A 24,906-nucleotide genomic window follows, 5' to 3' on the forward strand; every position below is an offset into this window, starting at 1 on the left:
GGACTCCGCGATGATCCGGCACGGACAATTCAGGAGTCACAGTAACAGCGGCAAGGAGAACTCCTCATGTCTCAGGTCATGCTCCCGGCGAAAAGGTTTGTCGTGTCGAGCGTGTCTTCCGATGCCCATATGTGGAACCTCGTCTTTCTTCAGCTGCTGCTCGAGGAGCAGGGCGCCGAGGTCACCAATCTGGGCGCCTGCGTGCCGGACGAGCTCATCGTCGAAGAGTGCCGCCGCACCCGCCCCGACGTGCTCGTCATCAGCACGGTGAACGGGCACGGGCACCTCGACGGGCTGCGGCTCATCCGCCGTATACGCAGCGAGCCGGATCTCGCCGACCTGCGGGTGGTCATCGGCGGAAAACTCGGTGTGCGCGGCGCGGAGAACATCGTGTACGCCGAGGAACTGGCGCTCAGCGGATTCGACGCGGTATTCGAGGCGGACGGCGGGATCGACGGTTTCCAGGAATTCCTGGCGACACTCGAGAACGCGGACCGGCCGGCGCTCGCCTCGGGGGCCGCCGCGTGAACACGGCCGTACGGACATCCGCCTTTCCCGTGGCCGGGGTCGCGCCGCGTGGACGCTTTTCCCGCCGGGTGCGCGAAGCGAGCCGGCAGGGCAGTCTCGTCGTGCAGCCGCGGATGGGCTTCGGGGATCTGGTGACGATGCGGGAGGGGCTGCTCGGCGTACGGGCCGCCGACGCCGCGGCGGTCGGCACGATCACCCTGGACAGCTACACCCGCGTCAACGACCACGACTCCGCGCGCCAGGCCCTGCGCACCGGCGCCGAGCTCAACGGCTTCCCGCTCGTCGCGCACGGGCCGGCGGCGACCCGGCGGCTGCTCGGCGAGGTGTCGGGGGACGGCTTCCCCGTCCAGGTCAGACACGGCTCGGCGCTGCCGTACCCGCTGTTCGAGGCGATGGTGGCGGCCGGTGTCGACGCCACCGAGGGCGGCCCGGTCTCGTACTGCCTGCCCTACAGCCGGGCGCCGATCAGCGAGGCGGTCAAGGCGTGGGCGCGCTGCTGCGAACTGATCGCGGCGCAGCCCGAGCCGATGCACCTGGAGAGCTTCGGCGGCTGCATGCTGGGGCAGTTGTGCCCGCCCTCGCTGCTCGTCGCGCTCAGCGTGCTGGAGGCGCTGTTCTTCCGTGAGCACGGCCTGAGCGACATCTCCCTGAGCTACGCGCAGCAGACGCACCCCGGGCAGGATCTGGAGGCGATCGCGGCGCTGCGCCGGCTCGCGGGAGAGCGCCTGGCGGGGGCCGACTGGCACGTCGTCCTCTACACGTTCATGGGGGTGTTCCCGCGCACCCTGGTGGGGTCGTTCCGGATCCTGGAGGAGAGCGTCCGCCTCGCGGTGCGCAGCGGCAGCGAGCGGCTGATCGTGAAGACCCCGGCGGAGGCGCACCGCATCCCGACGATCGCCGAGAACGTGGACGCGCTGGAGTTCGCCGACGCCATCGCGCGCGACGAGGCCGCTCGAGCGGCGCTGCCTTCCACGCCTCCGGTCGAGCCGGGAAACCGGACCGAGTCCGGGGCCCAGGTCCGCGCGACCGACTCGGGTGTCTACGAGGAGGCCAGGATGCTGGTCGACAGCACCCTGGAGCTCGCGCCGACCGTCGGCGAGGCGCTGATCCGCGCCTTCTCGCGGGGCCACCTGGACGTGCCGTACTGCCTGCACCAGGACAACGCCAACAGGTCGCGGGCGTACGTCGATCCGGGCGGCATGCTGCGCTGGGCGGAGGCCGGCCGGATGCCCCTGCGGGTGGACCGGGGCGGCACCGGGCGCCGGCCGGTCAGCGCCAAGGGGCTGCTCGGCATGCTCGGCTTCAACGAGCGCCGCTTCGACCGCGAGCAGCTGACCCACGGCCACTTCACGAGCCGTCCCTCCATCTCGGCGAGGAGCGCGTCATGAGCACACCCACCCTGGACGCCGTGCGCGGGCGCGGGGCGCTGCGGGCCGCGGTCAGCCGCGGCATCCGCGGGCTGTCCCTGCGCGGCGAGGACGGCCGGTGGAGCGGCCTCGACACCGATGTCGCGCGGGCCGTGGCCGCGGCCGCCCTCGGCAGCCCGGACGCGGTCGAGTGGGTGCCCACCGACCCGGCCGACCGGCTCGGCCGGCTGGCCTGGGGCGAGGCCGAACTGACCGTCTGCAACGTCAGCTGGACCCTGGGCCGCGAGGCCGGCTGGCCGGTGCTGTTCGCGGGGGTCACCTGCTACGACGGCGAGGGCTTCCTGGTGCGGGCCGACAGCGGCGTCACCCGCCCCGAGGAGCTGGCCGGGCGGCGCGTGGCCGTGCAGGCGGGCACGACGAGCGCGGCCAACCTGGCGTCCTGGTACGGCGGCCGGGGCCTCGCGGTCGAACCGGTCGCCTTCGCCACCCCGGGCGAGACGCTCGCCGCCTACGCCGCCGGCGAGTGCGCCGCCTACGTACTGGACCGGGTCGCGCTCGCCGGTGAGCGGGCCGCGCTGGCGGACCCGTCGGCGCACCGCATCCTCGATGCGGCCATCTCGCGCGAGCCGATGGCGGCCGCGGTGCGCGACGACGACGCGTCCTGGTTCCGGCTGTGCCGGTGGGTGCTGCAACTGCTGCTGTCCGCCGAGTACGAGGCGGTCGAGGCAGGCGACGCGGCCGAGCGGGACAAGGCTCTCGCCCGGGCCGCCGAGGCGGCAGGCGCGCACGGGCCCGCCGTGGGCCTCGACACGGACTGGGCCGCACGGGTCCTGGACGCGGTCGGCACCTACGCGGACGTCTACGAGCGCAACCTGGGCCCCGCCGCCGGCTTGGCCGTGCCGCGCGGACTCAACGAGTTGTGGACCAGGGGCGGGCTGCACTACGCAGTGCCACTGCACTGACCCACCGACACCACACCACCTATCCCTGACTTTCCGTCATTCTTTCGTCAAGAAAGGGCACTTCACATGAGTACCGACACTCGAGCGCCGAACCAGGAGACGAGGGGAGCGATCGAGCTGACGCTCGCCATGGTGCTCTCCGGCACCCTGGGCGTCTTCGTCATCGAATCCGGTGCGTCGCCCTTCAACGTGGTGTTCTTCCGCTGCCTGTTCGGCACCGTCACCCTGGGCCTCTACTGCCTGGTGCGCGGCTTCTTCAAGAACCACGGGTTCACCGCCAGGAAGCTCGGCCTGGCCGCGCTGGGCGGCGTGTTCATCGTCTTCAACTGGGCTTTCCTCTTCGAGTCGTACGAGCGCACGTCGATCTCGGTGGCGACGGTCGTGTACCACACGCAGCCGTTCTACGTGATGCTGCTGGGCGCCCTGATCTTCCGCGACCGGCTCACGGCCGCCAAGTTCGGCTGGCTCGGCGTGGCCTTCGTCGGGTTGGTCCTGGTCGCCGGCGTGTCCGCGTCCGACCTGACCGGCGGCGGGGACGGCGCCTACCTCGCGGGCCTCGGATACGCGCTGCTGGCCGCGGTGTTCTACGCCGTGTCCACGCTGATCACCAAGCGGGTCACCGGTGTGCGGCCGCACCTGGTGGCGCTGGTCCAGCTGGTCCTCGGCATCTTCCTGCTGCTGCCGTTCACCACGCTGAGCCAGACGCGGCACCTGGGCGCCGACTGGGGCTGGCTGATCGGCCTCGGGGTGATCCACACCTGCGTGATGTACGTGCTGATGTACTCCTCGTACCAGAAGCTGCCCACCCCGAAGATCGCGGTGCTGGCGTTCGTGTACCCGGCCGTGGCGATGCTCATGGACTGGGCCGTGTACGGGCACCGCGTGAGCCTGCTGCAGGCCCTCGGCATCCCGCTGATCGTGGCCGCCAGCCTCGGCATCAACCTGGGCTGGACCTTCCGCGGCCGGGCCGCCAAGCAGGCGGCGGCCTCCTCCGCGGCCACCACCTCGACCGCCACCGCCACCGCCGGTGCCACCACCGCGGCCGCGGCCGCCGGGGAGACGGCCGAGCCCAAGATCGAGATCAAGTCCGGAGGCACCCGATGACCCGCGTGAGCGACCCCAGCGCACCCCGCATCGCCATAGTCGGCGCCACCGGCGCCGTCGGCAACACGCTCATCGACCTGATCGAGAAGCGGGGCTTTCGCTACCGCGACATCCACCTGGTCGCCTCGGCCCGCTCGGCCGGCACCGAGCTGAACGTCGACGGCGAGTCCCATCCGGTGCGCGCCGTCGACGAGTTCGACTTCTCCACCGTCGATCTCGCCTTCTTCTCCGCGGGCACCGAGGCCAGCCGGCAGTGGGTGCCGAGGGCCACCGCGGCGGGCGCCGTCGTCATCGACAACACCATCGCCTACCGCATGGACCCCGACACCCCGCTGGTCGTGCCGCAGGTCAACGCCCACGAGCTGGACCGGCGTCCCAGGTCCGGGGTGATCGCCAACCCCAACTGCTCGACCATTCCGCTGGTGCGGCTGCTCAAGGGCGTCGAGCAGCGGTGGGGCGTACGGCAGGCCGTGGTCAGCACCTACCAGGCCGCCTCGGGCCTCGGCCACCCCGGCATCGACGAGCTGAAGGACGCCAGCCGCGCGGCCCTCGACCACCCGGACGAGACCTACCCCGCCAAGGAGTTCACCCCGTCCCTCGCCTTCAACGTCATCCCGAAGATCGACCGCTTCCTGGACTCCGGCTTCACGCTGGAGGAGCAGAAGATGCTCCAGGAGTCCCGCAAGATACTCGGCCTGCCCCACCTGGACGTCACCACCACGTGTGTGCGGGTGCCGGTCGTCAACGGCCACTCGGAGGCCGTGTGGATCGAGACCCACGGCGTGGTCGACCGCACGGAACTCGTCGAGGTGCTGGCGGGGCTGCCCGAAGTGACCGTGCACGACCGGGAGTCCCGGCACGCCTTCCCCACCCCGGCCACCGTCGACGACCCCGACCGGGTGCACGTCGGCCGGGTCCGCGTGAACCCGAACAACCCGCGCGCCTTCTGGCTCTGGCTCGTCGCCGACAACCTCACCATCGGCGCCGCGCTCAACGCCATCCAGATCGCCGAGGAGCTCGTGGAACGGAGGACCCTGTGACGGCCACGCCACCGGCCGGGGAGCGCCTGCCGCCGGCGGTCCTGAAGTTCGGCGGCTCCAGCTTCCGCACGCTGACGGCGTACCAGCAGCTGGCCGAGGCGCTCTCGCGGAGGATCGAGGAGGAGGGCACCCGTCTGGTCGTCGTGGTGAGCGGCCAGCCGGGCGAGACCGAGCAGTTCCGTGAGCGGCTCAGCCAGGTCAACCCGCACCCGGAGGACGAGACCGTCGCCGGTCTGCTGACCCTCGCCGACACGGTGGGCGCGCAGCTGCTGGCCACGGCCCTGCACCGGACCGGCCGCACGGCCACCGTGCTCGCCGGGCACCAGCTGGGCCTGACCACGGACTCCTCGTTCATGTGGGCCCGGCTGGAGCACACCGACCCCGAGCCGCTGCGCACGGCGGTCGACGAGCACGAGGTCGTGGTGGTGCCCGGCGGCCAGGCCGCCGACAGGGAAGGCCGGCCGACGTGGCTGGGCAAGAACAGCTCGGACCTGTCGGCGGTGGCGGTCGCGGCGGCGGTCGGCGCCCCCAGCTGCGAGATCCACTCGGACGTCGACGGCATCTACAGCTCCGACCCGCATCTGATCACCGGCGCCCGGCTGCTGAGCGAAGTGTCGTACAACACGGCGGCGTTGATGTCGCTGTACGGCGCGAAGGTGCTGCACCGAAGGGCGGTCCGGCTCGCCCAGCGCAACCGCATCGAGATCGTCTGCCGCTACAACCGGGCACCCTTCCCGGTGGGTTCGGTGATCGGAACCGCGGGCTCGTCGGTCGCGGCCGTGGTGCTGAACCAGCGTTCGGCCGCCCTGCGCTACGCGACCGAGGAACTCGCCGACCGCGCCTACACCGTGTTCCACGCCGCCAACATCGACGTCGTCCGCCTCACCTCGGGTCCGCTGGTCGCCGTCACCGGCGGATTCGTCGACCTGCCGGAGTTCCAGCGGCGGAACGGGCTGACTCCCGGAGAGTACGCGGGCGTTCCGGTGACCGCGGTACGCGGCAGCCAGGTGGTCACGCAACTGGCCGCCGACGAGGAGGACGCGCTGCACCTGACGCAGCGCCTGCACGACCACGTCAACCGTCCCGGCGCGGATCCGGCTCCCGACGCGCCGCTGCTCGAGATGCAAGGAGTGTGAACGTCATGACCGTGACCACCGAACGCACCGTCCCCACCGCCGGACCCGTCACCACGCGGACCCTCGGCGAGATCACCCTGCCCGACGAGATACGGGACGCGCTGGGCGCGCAGCTGAACCGCCTGGCGGACCCGAACGACGACATCGACCACTCGATGGCGCGGCTGCTGCAGATCTTCTCCACGCTGCCCACCGATCTGCTCCAGCAGATCCTGGACTTCGGCCGGCACATCGACACGCCCGGCGTGTGCCTGGTGAGCAACCTGCCGGTGGACGCCGAGCTGCCCGACACGCCGTCCGACGGCGGGCCGAGCCGCGGCAAGAAGTCCTTCGTCGCCGAGGGCGTGCTGCTCGGCCTGAGCGGTCTGCTCGGTGAGCCGATGGGCGTACTGACCGAGAAGGCGGGACAGTTGGTGCACGACGTCATCCCCGTCGAGGGAGGTGCGAGGACCCAGACCAACCAGGGGTCGGAAACCTTCCTCAACTTCCACAGCGACATCATGCACGACGTGATCGGCCGCTACGACGTGGCCAACCCCGACTTCCTGGTCCTCAGCTGCCTGCGCGCCGACCACGAGGGCGTGGCCGGGACCTTCTACGCCGACGCCCGCGACATCTCCGCCGCGCTGGCGCCCGAGGTGCTGGACACCCTGCGCAGCCCGCTGTTCCGGCTCAACGCGCCGGGCAGCTACGTGCGGGACGTCGCCGGCGGCCAGGACGTGCTGTCGGAGCCGGTGCCGATGATCAGCGGGCACCACGACTTCCCGGAGATCGCCATCTCCGCCAACGGCGTGCACGCGCTGACCAGCGGCGCCCGCCAGGCCCTGGACACTCTGCAGGAGGTCTGCCGGCAGGTCGCGCACAGCGTGCACCTGCGGCCCGGCCAGGCCCTGCTGATCAACAACCGGAAGGGCGTGCACGCCAGGTCCACCTTCACCGCCCGCTACGACGGCCGCGACCGCTGGCTCCAGCGCACCTACGTGCGGCGCAGCCTGTGGAACGTGCGCTACCGGGTGACCGAGGAGAACCGCCGCGTGCACTACTGAACCCACCGTACGGCACAAGGCCCCGCGGGCCGACCGGGCGCTGCCCGGCCCCGCGGGGCCTTCCGCCGTACGACGCAGTACGACACGTAGGACACGTAGGAGCCGAACGACGCCGTACGACGGCCTGTTCGGCTCCGGCGTCCGCCGGGTCAGCCCCACATGGCCGGGGCGGGGGCGGGCGGCGCGGCGACGGAGTGCGGGTGCCGGGGGTGCTGTGCGGGGCCGCCCTCGACGCTCAGGGCCGGCGGGACGCACAGCAGGTCCGCGTACGCGGCGGCGTGCAGCGTCGCCGTCCAGGAGCGTGCGGTCGCCGGCGGTGAGTCGAGCAGTACCAGCAGCCCGCGCTGCCCGGCCTCCTCCATCACCGCGAGGGCCGTGGTCAAACCGCCCACGGCGTCCAGGCCGAGGGCGACGCCGTCATAGCGGGCGGCCAGCCGGTCCAGGCCGGCGGCCCCGCCGTGGGCGAGGCCGGCGATGATCGGGAAGGGGCGGCGCAGGGTGACGAGGGCGCCCGACTCGGCCTCGGGAAGCGGCTGCCGCAGTACGCGCACTCCGTGCTCGGCGAGCCGGGGCAGCATCGTGTGCAGCCGGTCCGGGTCCCACGCCCCGTCCGCGTCGGCCATCAGCCAGGCGTCGGGCCGGTGGCGGCGCACCGCGTCGAGCAGGGCCAGGTCGTCCTCGACGGACCCGGCGCCGAGCCTCAGCCTCAGCCCCGGTGAGCCCGGGCCGGCACCGGGGCCACGACCGCCGCCGTCCCGGAGCTCCGCTTCCAGCTCGGCGGTCGGCAGCAGGGGCAGCGTGCGGATGCCCGGCAACGGACGCGGCCGCCGCAGACCGAGCAGTGCCCGGACGGGCAGCCCGCTCCGCTCGGCGAACAGGTCCCACAGGGCGGAGTCGACGGCGCTGCGCGCGGGCCCGGGCGGCAGCAGGCCGGGCAGCTCCAACGGGCTGACGCCGGGCGTCAAACCGGGTTCGGCGGCCGCGAGTTGCGCGCGAACGGCGTCGTGGCCGTGGGCCGCCGCGTACGGCAGCAGTGTGGCCTCCCCTGCTCCGGTGGCGCCGGCGCCGTGCAGGGTCACCCGCAGTACGGCCCACCCCCGCCCGGCCCCGGCGGGCGCGCCCTCGGGCCCGGGCACCCGCGCGGACACCGGAGCGGGCACGGGCAGTACTGCGTACTGGACCCGCAGCGGTGTCGCTGCCAGGGATCGGAGGAGTACCGGGTCGAACACGAGGGCTCCTGACTCACTGCCGCAGTTCCGGAGCACCATCCTGTCCGCCGGACCCGGCGGCGAACAGCCCGGCGCCCCGGCCGATGGCGGCGTGGCCGCAACCGGACACGGGTGTCCAGGCACCCCGCGGACGACCGGCAGACGCTAGTCGAGCAGGCCCATCTTCACCGCGGCCACGCCCGCCTGGAAGCGGCTGTCGACGCCGAGCCGCGTCATCAGGTCCGCCATCACCCGCCGCAAGGTACGCACGGACAGGCCGAGTTCGCGGGCGATCGCCTCGTCCTTGCGGCCGGTGGACATCAGCCGCAGCACCCACTGCTGCTGGGCGCTCAGTCCGGTCTCCCGGCCTGACGGGGTCGTCTCCAGCGGGGCGGCGGACGCCCAGCACATCTCGAACACCTTCACCAGCAGGGCGGTGACGGCCTCGCCCCGCAGCAGCATCATCGCCTCGCCGCAGTCCGTGTGCGGCGCGGGCACCAGGGCCTGCACCCGGTCGACCAGGACGAAGCGGAAGGGAAGGATGCTGGCGATCCGCAACTGCGCACCCGCGTCCCGCAGTTGCTGGAGGTGGGTCATCGCATGGGTGATGCGGGTCATCGGCCGCAGGTGGATGCTGCGCACCGCCACGCCCCGGCCGAGGACGCGCAGGTCCCGCTCCAGGCCCTCGGCGAGGGCCGTGGGCGGCAGGACGGCGCCGGGGTGGGTGCTCAGGATCTCGGAGGTCGCCACGTCGGCGAGGTCGCCGAGCACGCGGGCGATGTTGGCCCGGCCGGTCACCACCTCGCCGCCGGGGCCCGTGCTGCGGGCGGTGTGCAGGGGCAGGAAGACCTCCCGCACCGCGCCGATGCGCTCACGGGTGCGGCGTATCCGCTCGGTGAGTTCGGCGGCGGCCTCCTCCTCGGCGCTGAGCAGCCTGAGCAGGGCGGCCTCGGGCGCGGTCGCCCGGGCGGCGGTGTGCTCGCCGGCGGTCTCAGCCCCTTCGGCGGTCTCCGTCCCGTCGGCGGCACCGGTGCCAGGGGGCGTCTCGACCAGCAGGCCGAGTCCGAGGAGCTGGCGGCGGGCCTGCTCCACCTCCTCGACGCTGGTGGCGAGTTGCTCGCAGGCGCTGCGCACCGTCCAGTCGCCGCGCGCCGACGCGTACTCGAAGAGCCTGAGGGCCTGCGGCCCGATGGTCGGTGCACTCATGCCGTCTGCTGCCTTTCGCACAGCCTCGGTGGGGCGAGGCGGTGAGCGGGTCGCCCGTCAGGCGCCCGGACCGTTCGTACGGTGTCCGGCTCGTGGCAGGTGTCCTGTGACCGCATCCGCTCTGTCTCCCCTGGTTTCCGGAGCACGCGAATAACATACCCGCTCGAAGGTATTTTTTCCAGGAACGGTCGCGCCACCCGGATGCGGACCTCTGTGCGCGGGCAGCGAGCGCCAGCCGGACGCGGCCGCGCGCGCGGCCAGGACCGGGTCGTCGCCCACGACCACGGCGTGCCCCACCAGGGACAGCATCGGCAGGTCGCTGGCGTGGTCGCCGTAGGCGAAGCAGTCCTCGGCCCGCGCTCCCGCGCGTTCGGTCAGCTCGGCCACGGCCTCCTGCTTGGCCGCCCCGAGCATGGAGCGGCGCACCTCACCGGTGAGCGTCCCCTCGGCGTCGGTCAGTTGCTCGGTGGCCAGGACACGATGCACCCCGAGATCCTCGGCCACCGGTTCGACCAGGGCCGCGCCGGAGCCGGTGACGAGCACGACCTCGTGGCCCAGGGCGCGGTGCCGGGCGAGGGCGTCCAGCGGGCGGGCCACGTAGGCGTCAGGCCGGCGGCGGTAGTGCGCGTACCACTGCCGTGCGGCCGTACGGAAGCGTTCGAGCGGGACGCCCGCGAAGTGGGCGAAGTACGCCCGGTTCAGGGTCTCGCGGTCCGCGCCCGTAGTGCGCAGCGCGGGAGGCGTGCGGCCCTCGCGGGCGACGAGTGCCGACCAGTGCTGCCAGAAGCCGAGCATGCTCTTCTCGGCGAGCAGGGTTCCGTCGAGGTCGAAGAAGGCGTACCGCCCGGTCATGCGGCGGCTCCTCGCGGGCGGGCGGAGGTGAGGCGCACCGGGGCGGGCGCGTGTTCGCGCTGCATGCCGATCCCTTCTGGGGACGAGGTGGGGGCGCGGCAGGCCGCCGGGGCCGGGGTGGTGTCCGTCGGCCCCGGCGGCCTGGATGGGGGTGAGCGCGTGGAAGGCCTTGAGGGTTTGGGGAGTTCTACGCTCCGAGCAGGGCCTGCGCGTAGGAGCGCGCCGAGGGTTCGAAGCGGAGCATCGCGTGCGTCGACGCGGTGCGGATGTCCCGCAGGCGGCGCCGGACCGGGCCCTCGGTGGACCCGGAGGGGCACGGGCAGCCGTCCGCGTGCGCGAGCCGGTCCACGGCGGTCCCGCACAACTCCACGGCGGCCACCACGTCCCGCACCGTCTCGGCCACCGTCAGCGGTTCCACGGGTGCCGTGTCGGCGCGTCCCGCGGCACCGCGCAGCAGCAGTTCGGCGGCGCGCAGTTCGGCCGACGACCGGGCAAGCACGGCGTCCAGGGCGGGCGTTGACGCCCTCGACGTACGGACCCAGTCAGCCAGTGCGCCCCGGGCCGCGCCGAGCACCGGTGCCGCGAACATGAGCGCCGCCACGAAGGGATAGGGAACGCTGTGGCAGCGCGCCGCGCCCGGTTCGCGCGGCAGCAACAGCCGGTCGCGCGGCACCGCGCGGTGCCCGGGTACGAAGACGTCCTCGACGCGGACGGTGCTGCTGCCGGTGCCGCGCATGCCGGCCGGGTGCCAGGTGTCGAGCACCGCGCAGTCCGCGATCGGGACGAGGAAGAGGGTGGGCACGGCCTCGCCGCCACCGCCACCGCCGGCCCGGGCCGCCAGCAGCACCCAGTCGGCGAAGTCGGCGCCGCTGACGTTCGGCCACTCGCCGGTGAGCCGCCGGCCGCCGGGCACCTCGGTGGCGTCGAGCCGGGGCGGTGCGATGCCGGCCGCGATCCTGGTGTCGGGGGTGGCGTCCCACAGCTCGCGCCGGGCGCGGCCGGGCAGGTAGGAGGCGATGCGGCCGTGGGCGGCGAAGAGCGTGCCGACCCAGGCGGCCGACGCGCAGCCCTCCCCCACGTGCGCGGCCGCGTCGACCAGGGAGGTGAACGTCCCCTCCGTGCCGCCGTGTTCGGCCGGCACGAAGTGCCTGCTGAATCCGGCCCGGGTCAGCTCGCCGACCACGTCCGGGTCCAGGTGCCGTACGCGGTCGGCCTCTGCGGCGTGCCGGGCCGCGGTCCGGGCCGCGCGGCGCGGCGAGAGGCCGGGGGCGGTGCGGGCGGCATGGGCGGCTTCCTGTTCCGCGTCGCGGTCGCCGGACACCGCGACGGCGGGCGCGCTCACGCGGCGGTCTCTTCGGCGCCGGCGACACCGTTGACACCGGACGCGCCGCTCACACCCGCGACTCCGCCGACACCGGACGCACCGCTCACACCCGCGGCACCGCTGTCACTGGACGCGCCGCGCGCCGGGGCCGCGCTCCAGCGGGCCGTGCCCGACGCCACGCTCCTGCCGTTCTGCACCGCGTCCACGCGGAGCGTGACCTCGTCCGCCGCCTCACCTCCGGGCGAGGTGCGCACGAGGAGCCAGGTGGGCGCGGTCAGTTCGCAGTACGCGTCGAACTCGACGCCGCCCCCGGACATCGTCCACTCGTACAGCGGGGCCGGGGCCGGCCCCAGCGCGGCCCGGGACGCCTGCCGGACGGCCTCCAGGAGCAGCATGCCGGGAACGTGGTCGCTGGGGTGGTCGAAGAAGACGGGGTGCGACTGGTCGACGTGCAGCGCCCACACCTCCCCCGGCTCCAGGCCAGCCACGGCGTCCTGCCCCGGCTCCTCCCCCGCCGTCGCGCCGTCCGGTGACGTCAGTTCGGCGACGACCACGTCCAACTCGTCTTCCCGGCCCACCAGTTCGGGCCGCATCACCCTCGCGCCGGGCGGTGCCACGGTCACCGCGGTGCCGGCGGCGGGCGGCGGGGTGCCGCCGGCGCCGCGGGTGCGCAGAGCCGAGTAGCGCGCGGAATCGACGGCCTGCCAGGTGACGCTTCCGGTGGCGCGTACGCCTCCGGAGGACAGAAGTCGCGCCCGCAGACTCATCGCCGCCCGCTTCGGTGTGCGTTCCTTGGTCTCCCGGCAGTGGACCTCGAGGACCACGGCGTCGTCGTGGATGTCGTCCGGGGCGGGTGGCGGCACGTCGAAGTCGAGGCCGCAGAAGACGAAGGGGTGGTCCAGGGGCACCCCGTAGAAGCGGTGCGAGAGGTAGATGGCCGCTTGCCGCAGCATCTCCACGAAGAGGGTGGGGTCGGTGCGCCCGGCCGCGTCGGGGCCGTACAGCCCGTGCCCGCCGGGCGTGCGCACCGCGAGGTAGAAGTGGCCGGGGCGCACGCGCACCGCGTCGGTCAGCAGCACCTCCCCCGCCGCCGTCTTGTGAACCAGTTCCTGCGGCACGGTGCGCTCGAAGCCCGCGCCGCGCGACTCGTCCCGCGCCCCTGCCCGCGTGTCTGCCGGTATGTCCGCCGGTACGTCCGCCGCCAACACGTCACCACTCATTACTTGCCCCCCAGAGCAGATGGATGATTCAGACGCAGTGCACACACGTAGCCCGCCGAGGCGTTCCGCTCCCTCGCCGACGCCGAAAAAATATACCTCCGCGAAGGTATATTGCAACGGGATTCCACGAGCCCCGCACGGCCCGGTCGGGCACCGCGGCCAAGAATCAAGCGCCCGGGCGGGCAAAACATACCTGTGCGATGGTATTTTCTTGACGATGCGGCGCACCGGACGAAGGAGGTGGCACGGACATGGTCAAGCAGGAACGCGCACGACGGACGTACGAGGCGATCCTGGACGCCGCCGCCGAGGAGTTCGTCTCCCTCGGCTACGCACGCACGACACTCGGCGGCGTCATCGCCCACACCGACCTCACCAAGGGCGCGCTCTACGGGCACTTCTCCTCCAAGGAGGACCTGGCCCGCACCCTCGTACGGCACGGGGCCGCCGTATGGGCCCGGCTGCTGGCCGACATCGAGTCCTCGCGGCCGGCGCCGCTGACGGCACTGCGCACCCTCACGGTGTCGCTGGCGCTGGAGGTCTGGGCCGACGTACGGGTGCGGGCGGCCTTCCGCCTGGCCTCGGAGATGCCCGGCGACAGCCCGGCGGGCGGCCCGTTGCTGAGCGAGGTCTGGTGCTTCCTGGTCCACCACACCCGCCGCGCCCAGGAAGCCGGCGAGATACGGATGCGATGCTCGGCCGAGGCCGTGGCGCAGATCCTGCTGTCGCTGGTCCTCGGGTTCCAGCACGTGCCCCGCGCGCAGCGCGAGGTGCCGGTCAAGGACCGCATCGAGGAGCTCTGGGTGGTCGTGGCCACCGCGTTGCGCTCGCCCGGTCCGTCCACGGGCCCCTCCCCCGGCGCTCGAGCCACGCTCGAGCGATAAAATATACCGTCGCGAAGGTATATCGCCATGCGGATCTTTGAGACCCTTGGTCAAGGAACCAGAAGCACGGCGTCCGCTTCACCCGCCGTGCCGCCCGCCGGAAAGGCCGAATACTCATGACCCCCTCGCCCACCGCCGCCCGTGCCACGGCGGGTCGCGAACCCAAGCAGGAACGCGCCGTCCGCACCCGCGCCCAAGTGCTGGAGACCGCGGCCGAGTTGTTCGCCGAACGCGGCTACGACGCCACGTCCATCGTCGACATCGCCGAGCGCGTGGGCATGACCAAGGGCGCGGTCTACTTCCACTTCAAGAACAAGGAGGCCATGGCCATCGCGGTCGTGGAGAGCAACTACGACCGCTGGCCGGCGCTGCTGCGAGAGGTCCGCACCGAGAACCTGGACCCGCGCTCGACCGTCCTCGCCCTGCTGGACCGCACCGCGCGGGCCTTCCACACCGACCGCACCATCCAGGCCGGCGCGCGCCTGCAGTCCGAGCGGTCGCTGATCGGCACGCCGCTGCCCGAGCCCTACGTCGGCTGGATCGACCTCCTCGCCGGCCTCTTCGAGGAGGCCGAGCGCGCGGGCCAGCTGAAGAAGGGCCTCAACCCGCGCACCGCCGCCCGGGTCGTCGTCTCCTCCTTCTACGGCATGCAGCACATCTCGGACGTCCTGCACCACCGTGCCGACCTGATGGAGCGCTGGCGCGAACTGCGCGACATCACCCTGGAGGCCGTGCTCCCGTCGGACCAGGCACCGGCCTGACGCCTGTCCGGCGCACCCCCTGTCCGGCGCGTCCCCTGTTTCGGCGCGTCCCCGGCGCACGCCTCGCCGGCGCTCCGGGGCGTGCGCCGGGCGCGTTCGGCTCCTGCTGCGAGAGGTGCGGTTCGGACACTTCCGAAGGGCGGGTCCGAGGCGTGGGAGCGCCATGTCCGGAAGCCGGCACGACTGGCTGGACGACCGGCTGAACGACCGGCCGGCCGACCGCGCCGGACGGCGATCGGCGGCCTGCGCGCGAGGAAGGTCAGGCCGCGCGGACCACCGGTGCCAGGCGGCGCGGGGCGGCCAGGGTGCGGGGAGCCTTGCGGACGGCGCGGACCCGGTACGTCGTCCGCGCGGGATCCACGAGGGGTTCGCCGAGGGTGATGCGCCCGGCGGAGTGCAGCGCGTCGCAGGCGGCGGTGGGCAGGGCGACGTAGCAGCCGGTGCGGCCGGTGCCCGGCTCGGGCGGCTGCCAGTAGCAGTATCTGCGGCGGCCGTCCGGGCGCACGGTGAGGAAGACGGCGGTGCCGGGGTCACCGATGACGCGCAGCAGGTCGGCGCTCGCACGCGTGTCGCCGGCGCGTGCCGGGTCGGGAACGGGCTGCATCAGCGGGGGCCTTCCTCGATGGAGCGGCTGGGGGCAAAGATCGCTTACCCCGCACGGAGGATGTCGATCTCGCTTTCGGCGGCATTGTGCAGCACGGCACCGACAACGGCGGTGCGCCGCGGGCTCTCAGCCGCTCCCGCCGCCCTGCCAGCCGTCGCGGTGCAGGACGTCCTCCAGGGGCAGGCGCGGGCCGGGGCGGAAAGTGGCGCGCAGCGGGTAGGCGGTCGGCAGGAGCGCGCCCTGGCGGACGGTGGGCGGCAGGCCGAGCAGGTCGGCGGCCTCCTGCTCGCGGTCGAGGTGGACGGCGGTCCAGGCGGTGACCAGGCCGCGGCTGCGGGCGGCCAGGGCGTAGCTCCAGGCGGCCGGCAGCAGGGACGCCCACAGGCCGGCCTGGTTGCCCTCGGGCAGCCGCTCGGCGGCGAGTTGGAGGCAGGGGATCACGAAGACCGGTACCCGGTGCAGGCGTTCGGCCAGCGAACGCGCGGAGGCGAGCATCGAGCGGGCCCCTGGGGGCAGTTGGTCGAGCCGCGCCAGGCCGGCGGCGTTGCGGTCGTGGAAAGCCGCCCGGTAGACGTCGGCGAGCGCGGCGCGCAGGTCCGGGTCGGTGACCAGGATCCAGCGCCAGTTCTGGCGGTTGTTGCCGTTGGGCGCCTGGAGGGCGATGCGCAGACAGTCCTCCACGAGGGCCGGGTCCACCCTCCGCTCCAGGTCCAATCCGTTGCGCACGGTCCGCGTGGTGGTGAGCAACTCCTCGCACGACAAGGGGCGTTCGAGGGTCATGGCAGCACCGCCGCGCGGACGGTCAGGGCGAGATGGGTGCCCGCCACGAAGCCCGCCGCGGCCGGCATCGGCCAGCAGCCGCGCCGGGCCGCGCTGAACCGCCGCAGACCCCAGGCCGGCAGCGCGGCGATCAGGCAGGGCAGCAGCCCGGCCGGCCCGTACGGCAGGAACAGCACGATCTGGCAGACGACCGCGCCCGCCGCGAACGCCGCGGTGACCGCCGCGCTGCGCCGGGGGCCGAGGACCACCGAGTACAGGCGCTCTCCGGGCGGCGCCTGCCAGGCGGTCTTGCGGGCGAACTCGAAGTGCAGGAACACGCACGCGGACAGGGCGAGCAGCACCGCACCGCGCCAGTCGGCGGTGACGGTCCCGGCGGCGGCCAGGGAGCCGTACACATAGCAGCCGAGCAGCACCTGCACCGGGCAGGCGGCCGCAAGGCCGAGCAGTTGCCGGTCGCGCACGGGCGCGGACAGGCGTTCCACGGCGGCCAGGAGCAGCCCGTAGCCGAGCGCGGCGAGGACCAGCAGGACGGCGGCCGGGGACAGCGCGGCGTTCAGGCAGATGACCACGGCGGTCGACACGGCCATTCCCGCGCGCAGTTCGCCCGCGGTGATGGCGCCGGTGACCAGGGGCCGGTCCGGGTGGTGGACGCGGTCGTACTCGAGGTCCTTCTGCTCGTCCAGCATGCGCAGGAACAGCAGCGCGAGGACGACGCTCGTCACCCGCGCCCAGGTGGCTCCGGACGGCCGCCAGGGCGTGCCGGTCAGGCTCACGGCCGAGGACTCCAGGGACAGGGTCCACAGCAGCCCGTAGGTGACGTAGACGTGGGGGCGGAACATGCGCAGCACGAAGCGGGCGAGCCTCGCGGGCACACGGGAGACGGGGACGGTACTCGCGGACGTCACAGCAGCGGCCGTCCTCCGGTGCCGGCCCGCGGGCCCGCGCCCTCACCGGCACCGGCCACCGCGCCCGCCCCCGCACCCGCCGCGCCGACCAGGCCGGCCTCGGCCGTGTCGCGTCCGGCGAAGCCGATACGGGCCTCGGCCACCGGGGTGCCCAGCTGGAGCAGGGAGCACTCGGCGTCCTCGCCGGGCACGGGCACGGCGGCGAGGCAGAGCAGGGGCAGGTCCATCTCGGCGAAGCGGCGAAAGCGCGCGGACAGGCTCACCGGCAGGGCGGTGGACGTGGGCGTGTCCGTGGCGTCCTCGGTCGCGGCGGCGAGGGCCAGTTGCCGGCAGGCCTCCAACTCCAGCATGCCGGGCACGTGGTCGACCCAGTGGTCGTACATCGTCGGGTGGCTGGTCCCGGCGACCAGGCGGGCCGCGCGGCCGCCGTCGCCGGTGGTGCGCGGCGGCGAGACGACCACGTTGGCGGGGTCGCGGCGGCCCACGAGAGCGGGTTCGGCGCGCGGTCCGCGCAGCGCGGCCGGCGGCTTGAACAGGCCGTACGCGCCGCGCTGCTTGGCGCGCAACCGGGTCCAGTCCGGCGGTGCCATCCAGGAGTAGTCGATGCGCGCGGTCATGGCCCGGCGCGCGCCGACGACGGCGGTGAACGCCAGCCGCAGTCCCGTAGTGCCCGACCGGCACCGGAACCGGCGCTGGACACGCGCGCTGATCACGGCCTCCGTCGGGGTGTCCCCCGGTGTCAGCGCGGCCGGGTCGAGCACCTCGAAGCCGGCCGTGCGGAGCAGGAACCGGTGCCCGAGCGGTACGGCGAAGCAGCGGTGCGCCACCACGAAGATGCCCTGGCGGCAGGCCTCCAGCAGCATGAAGGGGTCGTGGTGGGTGCGCGGGGCGAGGGTGTCGTCGTAGAAGGGGTGGCGGCGGGGAAGCTGTGCGGCGAGCAGGACCTCGTCCTCGCTCCGGCGCTCCGCGTCGGTCAGGAAGACCTCGGCGATCGCGGCCCGGTGCACCAGCTCCCTGGGGAGTGTCCGGGCGAACTGCATGGGGGTGCGCCTCCTTTCAGGGGGTCGAGGAGTTGTGCGGGAGCGCGGCCAGGTGGCGGCGCCATGTCCCGGGGCCGGCGCCGTCGAGCACGGGGACCCGGCCGGGCTGGCGCATGGGGAGCACCGCTGAGCCGACGACGACGGTGTCCCAGCGGTCGATGTCCGCCCCGCCGAAGTCGGCGCCATCAACCTTGAGCCGGTGCCGCAGGGCCGCTTCCGCCACGCCGTACGGGTCGGTGGGCGTGCCGGGGCCGAGGGCGCGGGCCAGGTCCCGGCGCAGCCGGTCGAGGGCGGGTTCGAAGTCCAGGTCGCGCGGCTTGGTGGCGGCGTGGAGCCGGTCGGCGAGCTCCAGGGCGTGCGTGGTGCGGTCCTCGCCGGCCAGCGCGTGGGTGAGGAGGCGGTGGCGTTCGGTCTCGTCGAAGTGCACGGCCAACTCCCGCAGCAGGTCGGCGGGTTCGTCCGGGGTGTGCACGAGGTTGAGCAGGTAGCTGTAGCGGCCGAGGCGGTGGCGCAGTTGGCCGGGCACGCGTGCGTCGGGGTCGGTGGGCCCTTTGAGCCGGGTGAGTTCCACGGTGGCGGGGACGTCGGGGGCGCGTTCGGGCCGGACGATCAGGACCAGGGCGTCGGCGTCCTCCAGGAAGAGCGCGGCGAGCCGCCTGCGGTGGGGCGTGGCGAGGTTCCACTGGAAGTACCACAGGGCGCGGATCATCGTCCGGGTCAGGTGGGTGACGGCGGCGCCGACGATCCGGAAGCGCCGCTCGCCGAGCCACTGGACGGCCGCCTCCAGCCTGCGCGCCACCACGGCGTCCGGCTTCAGCAGCAGCGCCGCGTGACGGTGGGCGAAGCCGGTGATGTCGCCGGTGAGTCCGGCGAGTTGGCCGTGTGCCTCCTGGTAGTAGGTGTCCGCTCCGTAGAGGCACTGCTTGGCGGGGTGGCAGGTGAGCTCGGGCGGGACGGCGATGCCGTGCGTCGCTCCGCGGTGCGCGCGGTCGGGGTCGTACGTCACTGGGGGCTCCCGTGGGCAGGGCGGGCGGCCGGTGTCTTCGGCGGGGGCGTGCCGAGGTAGCCGGTCGCGAGACAGTGGTCGAGGAGGCGGCGCAGGTAGGCGCGTCCGCGTCCGGGCCGCCAGGGGGAGAAGGCGGCGGCGTGGGTGTCGTCGAAGTGGACGCGGCGCCGGAAGTAGGTGTCGTAGTGGGCGATGACACGCTCGTAGTACGAGCGTTCGCGTCCGGGCAGGGCGGCCGCGGAGAACGCGGACGGCGGGACGAACCTCGGCACGCGGAACGACGGGTACTCGGCGAGGACGTCGGAGAAGTCCCGCAGGGTGAGTTCGTGGCCGGCCGCGTGGAGGGTGCGGCCCTCGGCGGCGTCGAAGCGGACGCAGGCCGCGGTCACCAGGCCGGCGACGCGGTCGACGGGGACCAGGTCCAGTACGGCGTCGTAGTGGCCGGGTGCGGTGCTCACCAGGCCCCTGGTGAAGACCTTGAGCACGGGATAGACGGTCTTGAAGTCGCGGACGCGGCCGGTGCGGGCGGCGCCGGTGACGATGCTCGGGCGCACGACCGTCACGGGCAGTCCCTCGGCGGCGGCCTTGCGGACCATGGTCTCCGCGGTGAGCTTGCTGCGCTCGTAGCCGTTGCCGGGGGTCTGGCCGACGTCGAGTTCGTCCTCGTACGCGGTGCCGTCGCGTTCCCCGCACACGTAGGCGGTGCTGAGGTGGACGAGCGGGGTGCGGCCGGCGAGGGCCACGCCGAGGACGTGCCGGGTGCCGCGCACGTTGACGTCGTCGTAGCGCTCGTCGGGCAGTCCGAAGTCGGTGACGGCGGCGCAGTGCACGATGCGGTCGGCCGTCCGGGCCAGGCGCCGGTCGTCGCGGCCCAGTCCGAGGCCGGGGCGGGTGATGTCGCCGGTGAGCGGGGTGAGGGCGCCGGGGGCCGGGCGCAGTCGCCGGCCGTCGTTGCGGACGATGCCGGTGCGGTGGTGCAGCAGGGCGAGCACGGTGTGTCCGGCGGCGGTGAGCCGTGCGGTCACTTCGGCGCCCACGAATCCGCCGGCGCCGGTGACCAGCACCGTCAACGCGTCGGCCATGAGTCGGCCCTCCAGGGGGTGGGGAAGCCTGCGGGTGGTTTCGACACGGGGTCAGCCGCCGTGGTGGGGCTGGGTGGCGCCGTGGGGTTGGGAGTCGCCAGGTGGCTGGGCGGCGGTGTCGTACGGCTGGGGGCGGCCGTCGTACGGCCGGGCACCGCCGTCGTACGGCTGGGCGCCGCGGCCGGCGAGCAGGTCGCGGGCCTCGTCGATGGGCAGTTCCACGTCGAGGTGGGTGCCGATGCGCAGCCAGTCGTAGCCGAGCTCCAGGGTGGCCCGCCAGGCGTCGGCGGAGTCGAAGCAGGAGGGGAAGCCGGCGCTGCCGGTGGCGTCCCGCACCAGGGCGACGAAGGCGCACAGGTCCGCGTGGAGGCTCTCGCCCCGCGCGGCCGATCCGGCGGTGCGGCGCAGGAGTTGGCGGGCGCGGGTGCGGATCGGCCCGGTGGCGCGGGGCAGCAGGTCCATGCGGTGGACGAGGTCGCAGTCGGCGGGCAGCGGGTGGACTCCGTACGCGCTGAACAGGCCGCGCAGCGCCGCGTGCACGGCCCGCCGGGCGGTGAGTTCGGCGACCCGCCACTGGCCGCGCGCCAGGGCGCCGGTGAGGTCCTCGATCGCGTTCTCGACGACCACGTTGGACCACACCAGGTTCATGGCGGCCGCGGCGAAGCGCTCGGCGGGCAGCGGGACCAGTTCCACGGCGTCGGGTCCGCCGACGGCGGCGCCGTGTATGGACAGCAGGGGCCGGGCACGGGAGGGCGGCGGGGTGACCGGGCCGGGCGGCGCGGCCAGCGGCAGGGAGGCGCTGATCGTACCTCCGCCCTTCCACGCCAGCCGGACCAGCCCGTAGCGCCAGAACGCGGCCAGCAACGGGCCGGGGGCGGGGGCGCCGGGGTCCTCGGCCACGGCGATCGCCCGGGGCAGGGACCGGCCGGGGACGAGCGAGCGCCAGACGGCTCCGCTGCGGTCGCCGAGCGCGAACACCTCGCGGCGCCGCCGGACGACATGCGTGGTCCCGCCGGTCTGCCAGGTCGTCACTCCCGGCGCCCGCCGTACGGTGATCCGGCCCGGGCCGCCGCGCACACCGGTCAGGCCGAGGCCGGTGGCGAAGCCGACGCAGTCGCTCAGGTGGTCGCGGGCGGCGTCCAGGTCGCCGGGCGCGGGATGGGCGGACTGGAGCTCCCAGTACCGGTCGCGCACGTCGGCGCGGCCGATGCGATCCAACTGGAGGGAGAGCCACTTGGGTTCGAGGTAGGTCTCGCCCCGGCCGGCCGCCCACGCCTTGACCGTCTGGACGAGTGCGGCGCGGCTCCAGTCGACCGCCTCCTCGCCCGCGCCGAGGCAGAGCAGCGCCTCCGCGTGCCGCAGCGACTGACGGGCGCGGTGGGCCCACCAGTCGGCGGCGATACGGCGGAACCGCTCGGCCGGCATGAGGGCCTTGACCTCGTCGGCCAGGGCGCGGCCGCGCAGCGGATGGCTGTGCAGGAACCGCTGGCAGCGGTTGAGGAGGTCCTCGTCGAGGGTGCCGGGGCGCCTGGCACGGTCCTCCAGCCTGGCGAACTGGTCGGCGAGCTGGCCCGCGGAGCGGGTGCGGACCTCGACGCGGCGGCCGTCGACGAAGAGCAGCGAGGGCATGGTCGGCAGGTCTTCGCCGCCCCGGCCGACGAGCAGGAAGTCGATGTCGGAGGAGGGGTTGCCGAAACCTTCGGCGACGGAGCCTTCGAGCACCACGGCGAAGCGGTCGGTCCCGGGCAGTTCGGCGAGGGACTTGTCGAGCAGGTCACGCAGTTGGTCCTCGGTGAGGATCACGGAAGGTTCTCCGTCCTTCGGCTGTCCTGGGAGGGCGCTCCGGCGTGGGCGGACGGGCCGGCCTCGGCAGGCGGGCCGGCCTCGGCAGGCGGGCCGGCCCCGGCGGACGATCCGGCATCGGCGGACGGGCCGGCGGCGGCTGTCGGACCGTCGTGGGCGGGCGGACCGTCGTGGGCGGGCGGGTCGTCGAGTACGGTGACCGTCCCCGCGGCGCCGTCCACGCGCAGCCGGGCGCCGGTACGGATCTCGGTGGTGGCGTCGCGGACCTGGACGACCGTGGGCACGCCCAGCTCGCGGGCGACGACGGCCACATGGGTGAGCGGGCTGCCGCGCTCGACGACCACGGCGGCGGCCGAGGCCAGCGCGGGCACCCAGCCGGGATCGGTGCGGTAGGCGACGAGGACGGCCCCCCGGGTCTCGCGCGGGCTGTCGGTGACGACGGCCGGCCCCTCGGCGACGCCCGGGCAGCAGGGCGTTCCGCGCAGTTCACGGATCCCGCTGCGGGCGGCGGGGCCCTCGGTCCAGCCGGCGCGTTCCAGATTGCCCGACCAGTAGGGGGCGCCGTGGGTGGTGAAACGGGACGGCGCGTGCAGGGCGGCGTCGGCGGCGAGCCGGCGGCGGCGCAGTGCGACGAGCTCCTTCAGCTCGTTGTGGGCGAGGGAACCCTCGTAGGCCCCGGCCACCTCGGCCAGATTTAACATGAACACGTCAACCCAGCATTCGATCGCGCCGGCCCGGGCCAGGTCGCGGCCCATGGCCCGCAGCATGCGCTTGGCCGCCCCGAAGGCCCGGGTACGGCAGAACCTCAGCCGCTCCCGGTCGGTGAGCGCGGCCCGCGCCTTGCGCCGCACCCGCTCGTACACCCAGCGGCGGGGGCCGCGCAGGTGCGCGTCCAGATGAGCGTCGACCTCGGCGTGGCGACCGCCGGTGCCGCCCCGACCGTCCGCACCGCCGGCACCGCCCGCACCGCCCGCACCGCCGGCACCGGCCGCCGGATCCTCCCCCAGCGCCTCGCGCAGCAGCGCGAACAGTCCCGCGGGGTTCTCCCGCAGATCGGGCACCTCAAGCTTGAGTTCGTCGGGACTGCGGTAGCCGTAGGCGGCGACGTACGCGTCGACGGCGGTCAGGAGCCGGGTGTGGCCGCCCTCGCGCAGCGCGTCGCGGGCTTCGGCGTCGCCGGTGCGCTCCAGCAGGCGCCGCGCCTCGTCGTCGGCGCGGACCAGTTCCGCCAACTCGGCCAGCGCGCGTGCCGGCTCGGCGGACTCCACCGGTCCGGCGGGCGCGGCCGCCGCCCAGGTGAACCAGTCCGGGGCGTCCGGCAGCCACCTGCGGGTCAGCAGCGCCAGTACGCCCACGGAAAGGAGGATCGTCGCGTCCAGCACCTGCATCGGGCCCCATTTTTCGATGAGTTCCCGTTGGAGACGGCGAAAGCGCCGGTATGTCTCATCGCCGGGCAGTGCGTCGTAGTCGACGTCGTTGAATTTCTCATACACCCGATAGAAATCCCGGTGGAAGGCGTCGACGGATTTTCCTGCGGCCAGAAACCTGCGGGCGAAGACGGCCGTACGGATCAGCTGTGAAAACCGGGCGCGCGGCCCGGTCCGGGGCGTGAAGGGATGCAGCGCGTCGGCGCACTCGTCGGAAATGCTCTCCTCGACTCCCAGGGATTTCTCCAGCACACGGCGGCCGAGCGGGTACAGCGGCGCGAGGCGCACCATGCGGTACCAGTGGTACAGGTTGTAGTAGACCCGGCCGTGGAAGTGGCCGAGCAGGTGCGGGGTCCACTCCTGGACCTCGCGCAGTCGTTCGCCGCGCACTCCGAGGGCGCGGGCGTAGCTCTCGTAGACCTTGGCATAGGTGTCGGCGGCGAAGCTGTAGGTCAGGGGGGACACCACGCCGCCGAAGCTCTCGATGATGTTGGAGTTGTCCCACAGCCGGATCTCGCCCGGGGGCTCGGGCCGGGAGCCCGCTGCCGCGGGGCCGAGGGCGGTGACGGGCCTGGTCTGGAGGATCCACAGGGTGCCGTCCGCGATCGCCCACTCGATGTCCTGCGGGGCGCCTTGGAGCCGCGCGATCCGCACTCCGGTCCGGTGCAGCAGGGCCAGGTCGCCTGCGGTCAGCACCTGTTCGCCGTCGCCGGGTTCGCTGCTCGCCGGCTCGCGGATCAGGGGTTCGCCGGTGGTGGCGTCCATGACCACGGTCTCGGCGTCGACCGCGCCGGAGACCAGCCCCTCCCCCGGTCCGTGGACCGCGCCGGCCACATGGCGGTCGGTGCGGCCGGTCGCCGGGTCGGCCGTGAAGAGCACGCCACTGCGCTCGGCGGGCACCATCCGCTGCACGACGACGGCCACGCCGCCGGCGTTCAGCGGCAGTCCGCGGCTCGCGCGGTAGCGCAGGGACCGTTCGGAGAACCCCGAGGCCCAGCAGCGGCGGACATGGGCGGCGACCTCATCAGGGCCGCAGATGTCGAGGAAGGTGTCGAACTGGCCGGCGAAGGAGTGCAGGGTGCTGTCCTCCTGCGCTCCCGAGGAGCGGACGGCGACCGCTCCTCCGCCCGCCTCCTGGTAGGCCAGGGCGATGGCGGCGGCGACCGGCTCGCCCAGGGGCGCCTTCTCGATCAGCGCGGCGATCTCGCCGGCGACCTCCCGCGCCCTGCCATCCCCGGCGTGCCGGTCCTCACTGGCGTGCCGGTCCTCCACGGCCTCCCGGGCGTCCCAGCCGTCGGCGGTCAGTCGCTCCAGATGAGCGTCCAGTCCGCTGCCGCGCGCGAATTCCGCGAACACGTCCAGCCCGAGCACAGACCAGCGCGGTACTTGAAATCCGGACACTGTGAGGGTGTAAAGGTTTCTTCCCTTTCCACCGGCCCATTCGCTGATGTCGGACTCATCGCTCGCGGGGGTGAGGACGCGAAGACGCTGTGGAGCGGATCCGGCGGTGAGCGGCAACTCGATTCCCTCCGAAGGACGCTTCTCGGCTTCCCAGAGAGGTATCACGGCCGCGTCGGTGAAAACCCGCGCATGGACCGTTCCAGGTGTTCCCCTGAACATT

At 73.6% G+C, this 24,906-nt stretch carries 22 protein-coding genes; 9 read left to right on the forward strand and 13 right to left on the reverse strand.

What is annotated here, in order from left to right:
* Positions 1–66: 66 nt before the first annotated feature.
* The 7 genes from IE217_RS24075 (at position 67) to IE217_RS24105 (ending at position 7,183) form a co-directional block, all read left to right on the forward strand.
* Positions 67–528 carry a cobalamin B12-binding domain-containing protein gene (locus IE217_RS24075; RefSeq protein ID WP_229865563.1) on the forward strand — a complete coding sequence of 154 codons (462 nt, stop codon included), beginning with the start codon at positions 67–69 and terminating at the stop codon, positions 526–528.
* Positions 529–596: 68 nt separating this feature from the next.
* Positions 597–1,916, forward strand: coding sequence for a methylaspartate mutase (locus IE217_RS24080; RefSeq protein WP_229865565.1), 1,320 nt, complete (start codon positions 597–599; stop codon positions 1,914–1,916).
* Positions 1,913–2,857, forward strand: a complete 945-nt coding sequence (locus tag IE217_RS24085; RefSeq protein WP_190180012.1) for a transporter substrate-binding domain-containing protein — start codon at positions 1,913–1,915, stop codon at positions 2,855–2,857. The genes IE217_RS24080 and IE217_RS24085 overlap by 4 nt, the downstream gene beginning before the upstream one ends.
* A 66-nt stretch (positions 2,858–2,923) precedes the next feature.
* Positions 2,924–3,961, forward strand: coding sequence for a DMT family transporter (locus tag IE217_RS24090; protein WP_190180013.1), 1,038 nt, complete (start codon positions 2,924–2,926; stop codon positions 3,959–3,961).
* Complete coding sequence (locus IE217_RS24095) at positions 3,958–5,001, forward strand: aspartate-semialdehyde dehydrogenase (RefSeq protein WP_190180014.1); 1,044 nt, start codon at positions 3,958–3,960, stop codon at positions 4,999–5,001. Before IE217_RS24090 ends, IE217_RS24095 begins: the two co-directional genes overlap by 4 nt.
* Complete coding sequence (locus tag IE217_RS24100) at positions 4,998–6,137, forward strand: amino acid kinase family protein (protein WP_229865566.1); 1,140 nt, start codon at positions 4,998–5,000, stop codon at positions 6,135–6,137. Before IE217_RS24095 ends, IE217_RS24100 begins: the two co-directional genes overlap by 4 nt.
* 5 nt (positions 6,138–6,142) lie before the next feature.
* Positions 6,143–7,183 (forward strand): TauD/TfdA family dioxygenase, encoded by a 1,041-nt coding sequence (locus IE217_RS24105; RefSeq protein WP_190180015.1) that lies wholly within the window; start codon positions 6,143–6,145, stop codon positions 7,181–7,183.
* Between the two features lie 149 nt (positions 7,184–7,332).
* On the opposite strand, the gene IE217_RS24110 is transcribed toward IE217_RS24105, so the two are convergent.
* The 5 genes from IE217_RS24110 to IE217_RS24130 all read right to left on the reverse strand — a co-directional run bounded on the left by IE217_RS24110 (position 7,333) and on the right by IE217_RS24130 (position 12,993).
* Positions 7,333–8,412, reverse strand: coding sequence for an enolase C-terminal domain-like protein (locus IE217_RS24110; protein WP_190180016.1), 1,080 nt, complete (start codon positions 8,410–8,412; stop codon positions 7,333–7,335).
* 144 nt (positions 8,413–8,556) lie between these two features.
* Positions 8,557–9,597, reverse strand: coding sequence for a helix-turn-helix transcriptional regulator (locus IE217_RS24115; RefSeq protein ID WP_190180017.1), 1,041 nt, complete (start codon positions 9,595–9,597; stop codon positions 8,557–8,559).
* Between the two features lie 57 nt (positions 9,598–9,654).
* Positions 9,655–10,449: an HAD family hydrolase gene (locus tag IE217_RS24120; protein WP_190180018.1), complete on the reverse strand. Its 795-nt coding sequence runs from the start codon at positions 10,447–10,449 to the stop codon at positions 9,655–9,657.
* A gap of 187 nt (positions 10,450–10,636) precedes the next feature.
* Positions 10,637–11,791 (reverse strand): acyl-CoA dehydrogenase family protein, encoded by a 1,155-nt coding sequence (locus tag IE217_RS24125; RefSeq protein ID WP_190180019.1) that lies wholly within the window; start codon positions 11,789–11,791, stop codon positions 10,637–10,639.
* Positions 11,788–12,993: a ScbA/BarX family gamma-butyrolactone biosynthesis protein gene (locus IE217_RS24130; RefSeq protein ID WP_190180020.1), complete on the reverse strand. Its 1,206-nt coding sequence runs from the start codon at positions 12,991–12,993 to the stop codon at positions 11,788–11,790. The genes IE217_RS24125 and IE217_RS24130 overlap by 4 nt, the downstream gene beginning before the upstream one ends.
* A gap of 251 nt (positions 12,994–13,244) precedes the next feature.
* Here IE217_RS24130 and IE217_RS24135 point away from each other — a divergent pair, with 251 nt between their 5' ends.
* Both IE217_RS24135 and IE217_RS24140 read left to right on the forward strand, forming a co-directional pair.
* A complete protein-coding gene (locus IE217_RS24135; protein WP_190180021.1) occupies positions 13,245–13,877 on the forward strand; it encodes a TetR family transcriptional regulator in 633 nt (210 codons plus the stop codon).
* 116 nt (positions 13,878–13,993) lie between these two features.
* Positions 13,994–14,638 carry a ScbR family autoregulator-binding transcription factor gene (locus tag IE217_RS24140; RefSeq protein ID WP_190180022.1) on the forward strand — a complete coding sequence of 215 codons (645 nt, stop codon included), beginning with the start codon at positions 13,994–13,996 and terminating at the stop codon, positions 14,636–14,638.
* A 259-nt stretch (positions 14,639–14,897) separates the two neighbouring features.
* On the opposite strand, the gene IE217_RS24145 is transcribed toward IE217_RS24140, so the two are convergent.
* The 8 genes from IE217_RS24145 to IE217_RS24180 form a co-directional block, all read right to left on the reverse strand.
* Positions 14,898–15,242, reverse strand: coding sequence for a hypothetical protein (locus tag IE217_RS24145; protein ID WP_190180023.1), 345 nt, complete (start codon positions 15,240–15,242; stop codon positions 14,898–14,900).
* A 126-nt stretch (positions 15,243–15,368) separates the two neighbouring features.
* Positions 15,369–16,022 (reverse strand): nitroreductase family protein, encoded by a 654-nt coding sequence (locus IE217_RS24150; protein WP_190180024.1) that lies wholly within the window; start codon positions 16,020–16,022, stop codon positions 15,369–15,371.
* Positions 16,019–16,927, reverse strand: coding sequence for a hypothetical protein (locus tag IE217_RS24155; RefSeq protein WP_190180025.1), 909 nt, complete (start codon positions 16,925–16,927; stop codon positions 16,019–16,021). Before IE217_RS24155 ends, IE217_RS24150 begins: the two co-directional genes overlap by 4 nt.
* Entirely contained in the window at positions 16,924–17,967 is a 1,044-nt protein-coding gene (locus tag IE217_RS24160; RefSeq protein WP_190180026.1) for a ScbA/BarX family gamma-butyrolactone biosynthesis protein, read from the reverse strand. The genes IE217_RS24155 and IE217_RS24160 overlap by 4 nt, the downstream gene beginning before the upstream one ends.
* Before the next feature lie 16 nt (positions 17,968–17,983).
* Positions 17,984–18,973: a nucleoside-diphosphate kinase gene (locus IE217_RS24165; protein WP_229865567.1), complete on the reverse strand. Its 990-nt coding sequence runs from the start codon at positions 18,971–18,973 to the stop codon at positions 17,984–17,986.
* Positions 18,970–20,055, reverse strand: a complete 1,086-nt coding sequence (locus tag IE217_RS24170; RefSeq protein ID WP_190180027.1) for an SDR family oxidoreductase — start codon at positions 20,053–20,055, stop codon at positions 18,970–18,972. The genes IE217_RS24165 and IE217_RS24170 overlap by 4 nt, the downstream gene beginning before the upstream one ends.
* A gap of 51 nt (positions 20,056–20,106) precedes the next feature.
* The gene (locus IE217_RS24175; RefSeq protein ID WP_190180028.1) at positions 20,107–21,858 is read right to left on the reverse strand and encodes a nucleotidyltransferase domain-containing protein; all 1,752 of its coding nucleotides are present in this window, start codon (positions 21,856–21,858) and stop codon (positions 20,107–20,109) included.
* A complete protein-coding gene (locus tag IE217_RS24180; protein ID WP_190180029.1) occupies positions 21,855–24,905 on the reverse strand; it encodes a phosphoenolpyruvate synthase in 3,051 nt (1,016 codons plus the stop codon). Before IE217_RS24180 ends, IE217_RS24175 begins: the two co-directional genes overlap by 4 nt.
* Position 24,906: the final 1 nt, after the last annotated feature.

This window comes from Streptomyces naganishii JCM 4654 (assembly GCF_014650575.1).
Taxonomy (GTDB): Bacteria; Actinomycetota; Actinomycetes; order Streptomycetales; family Streptomycetaceae; genus Streptomyces; species Streptomyces naganishii.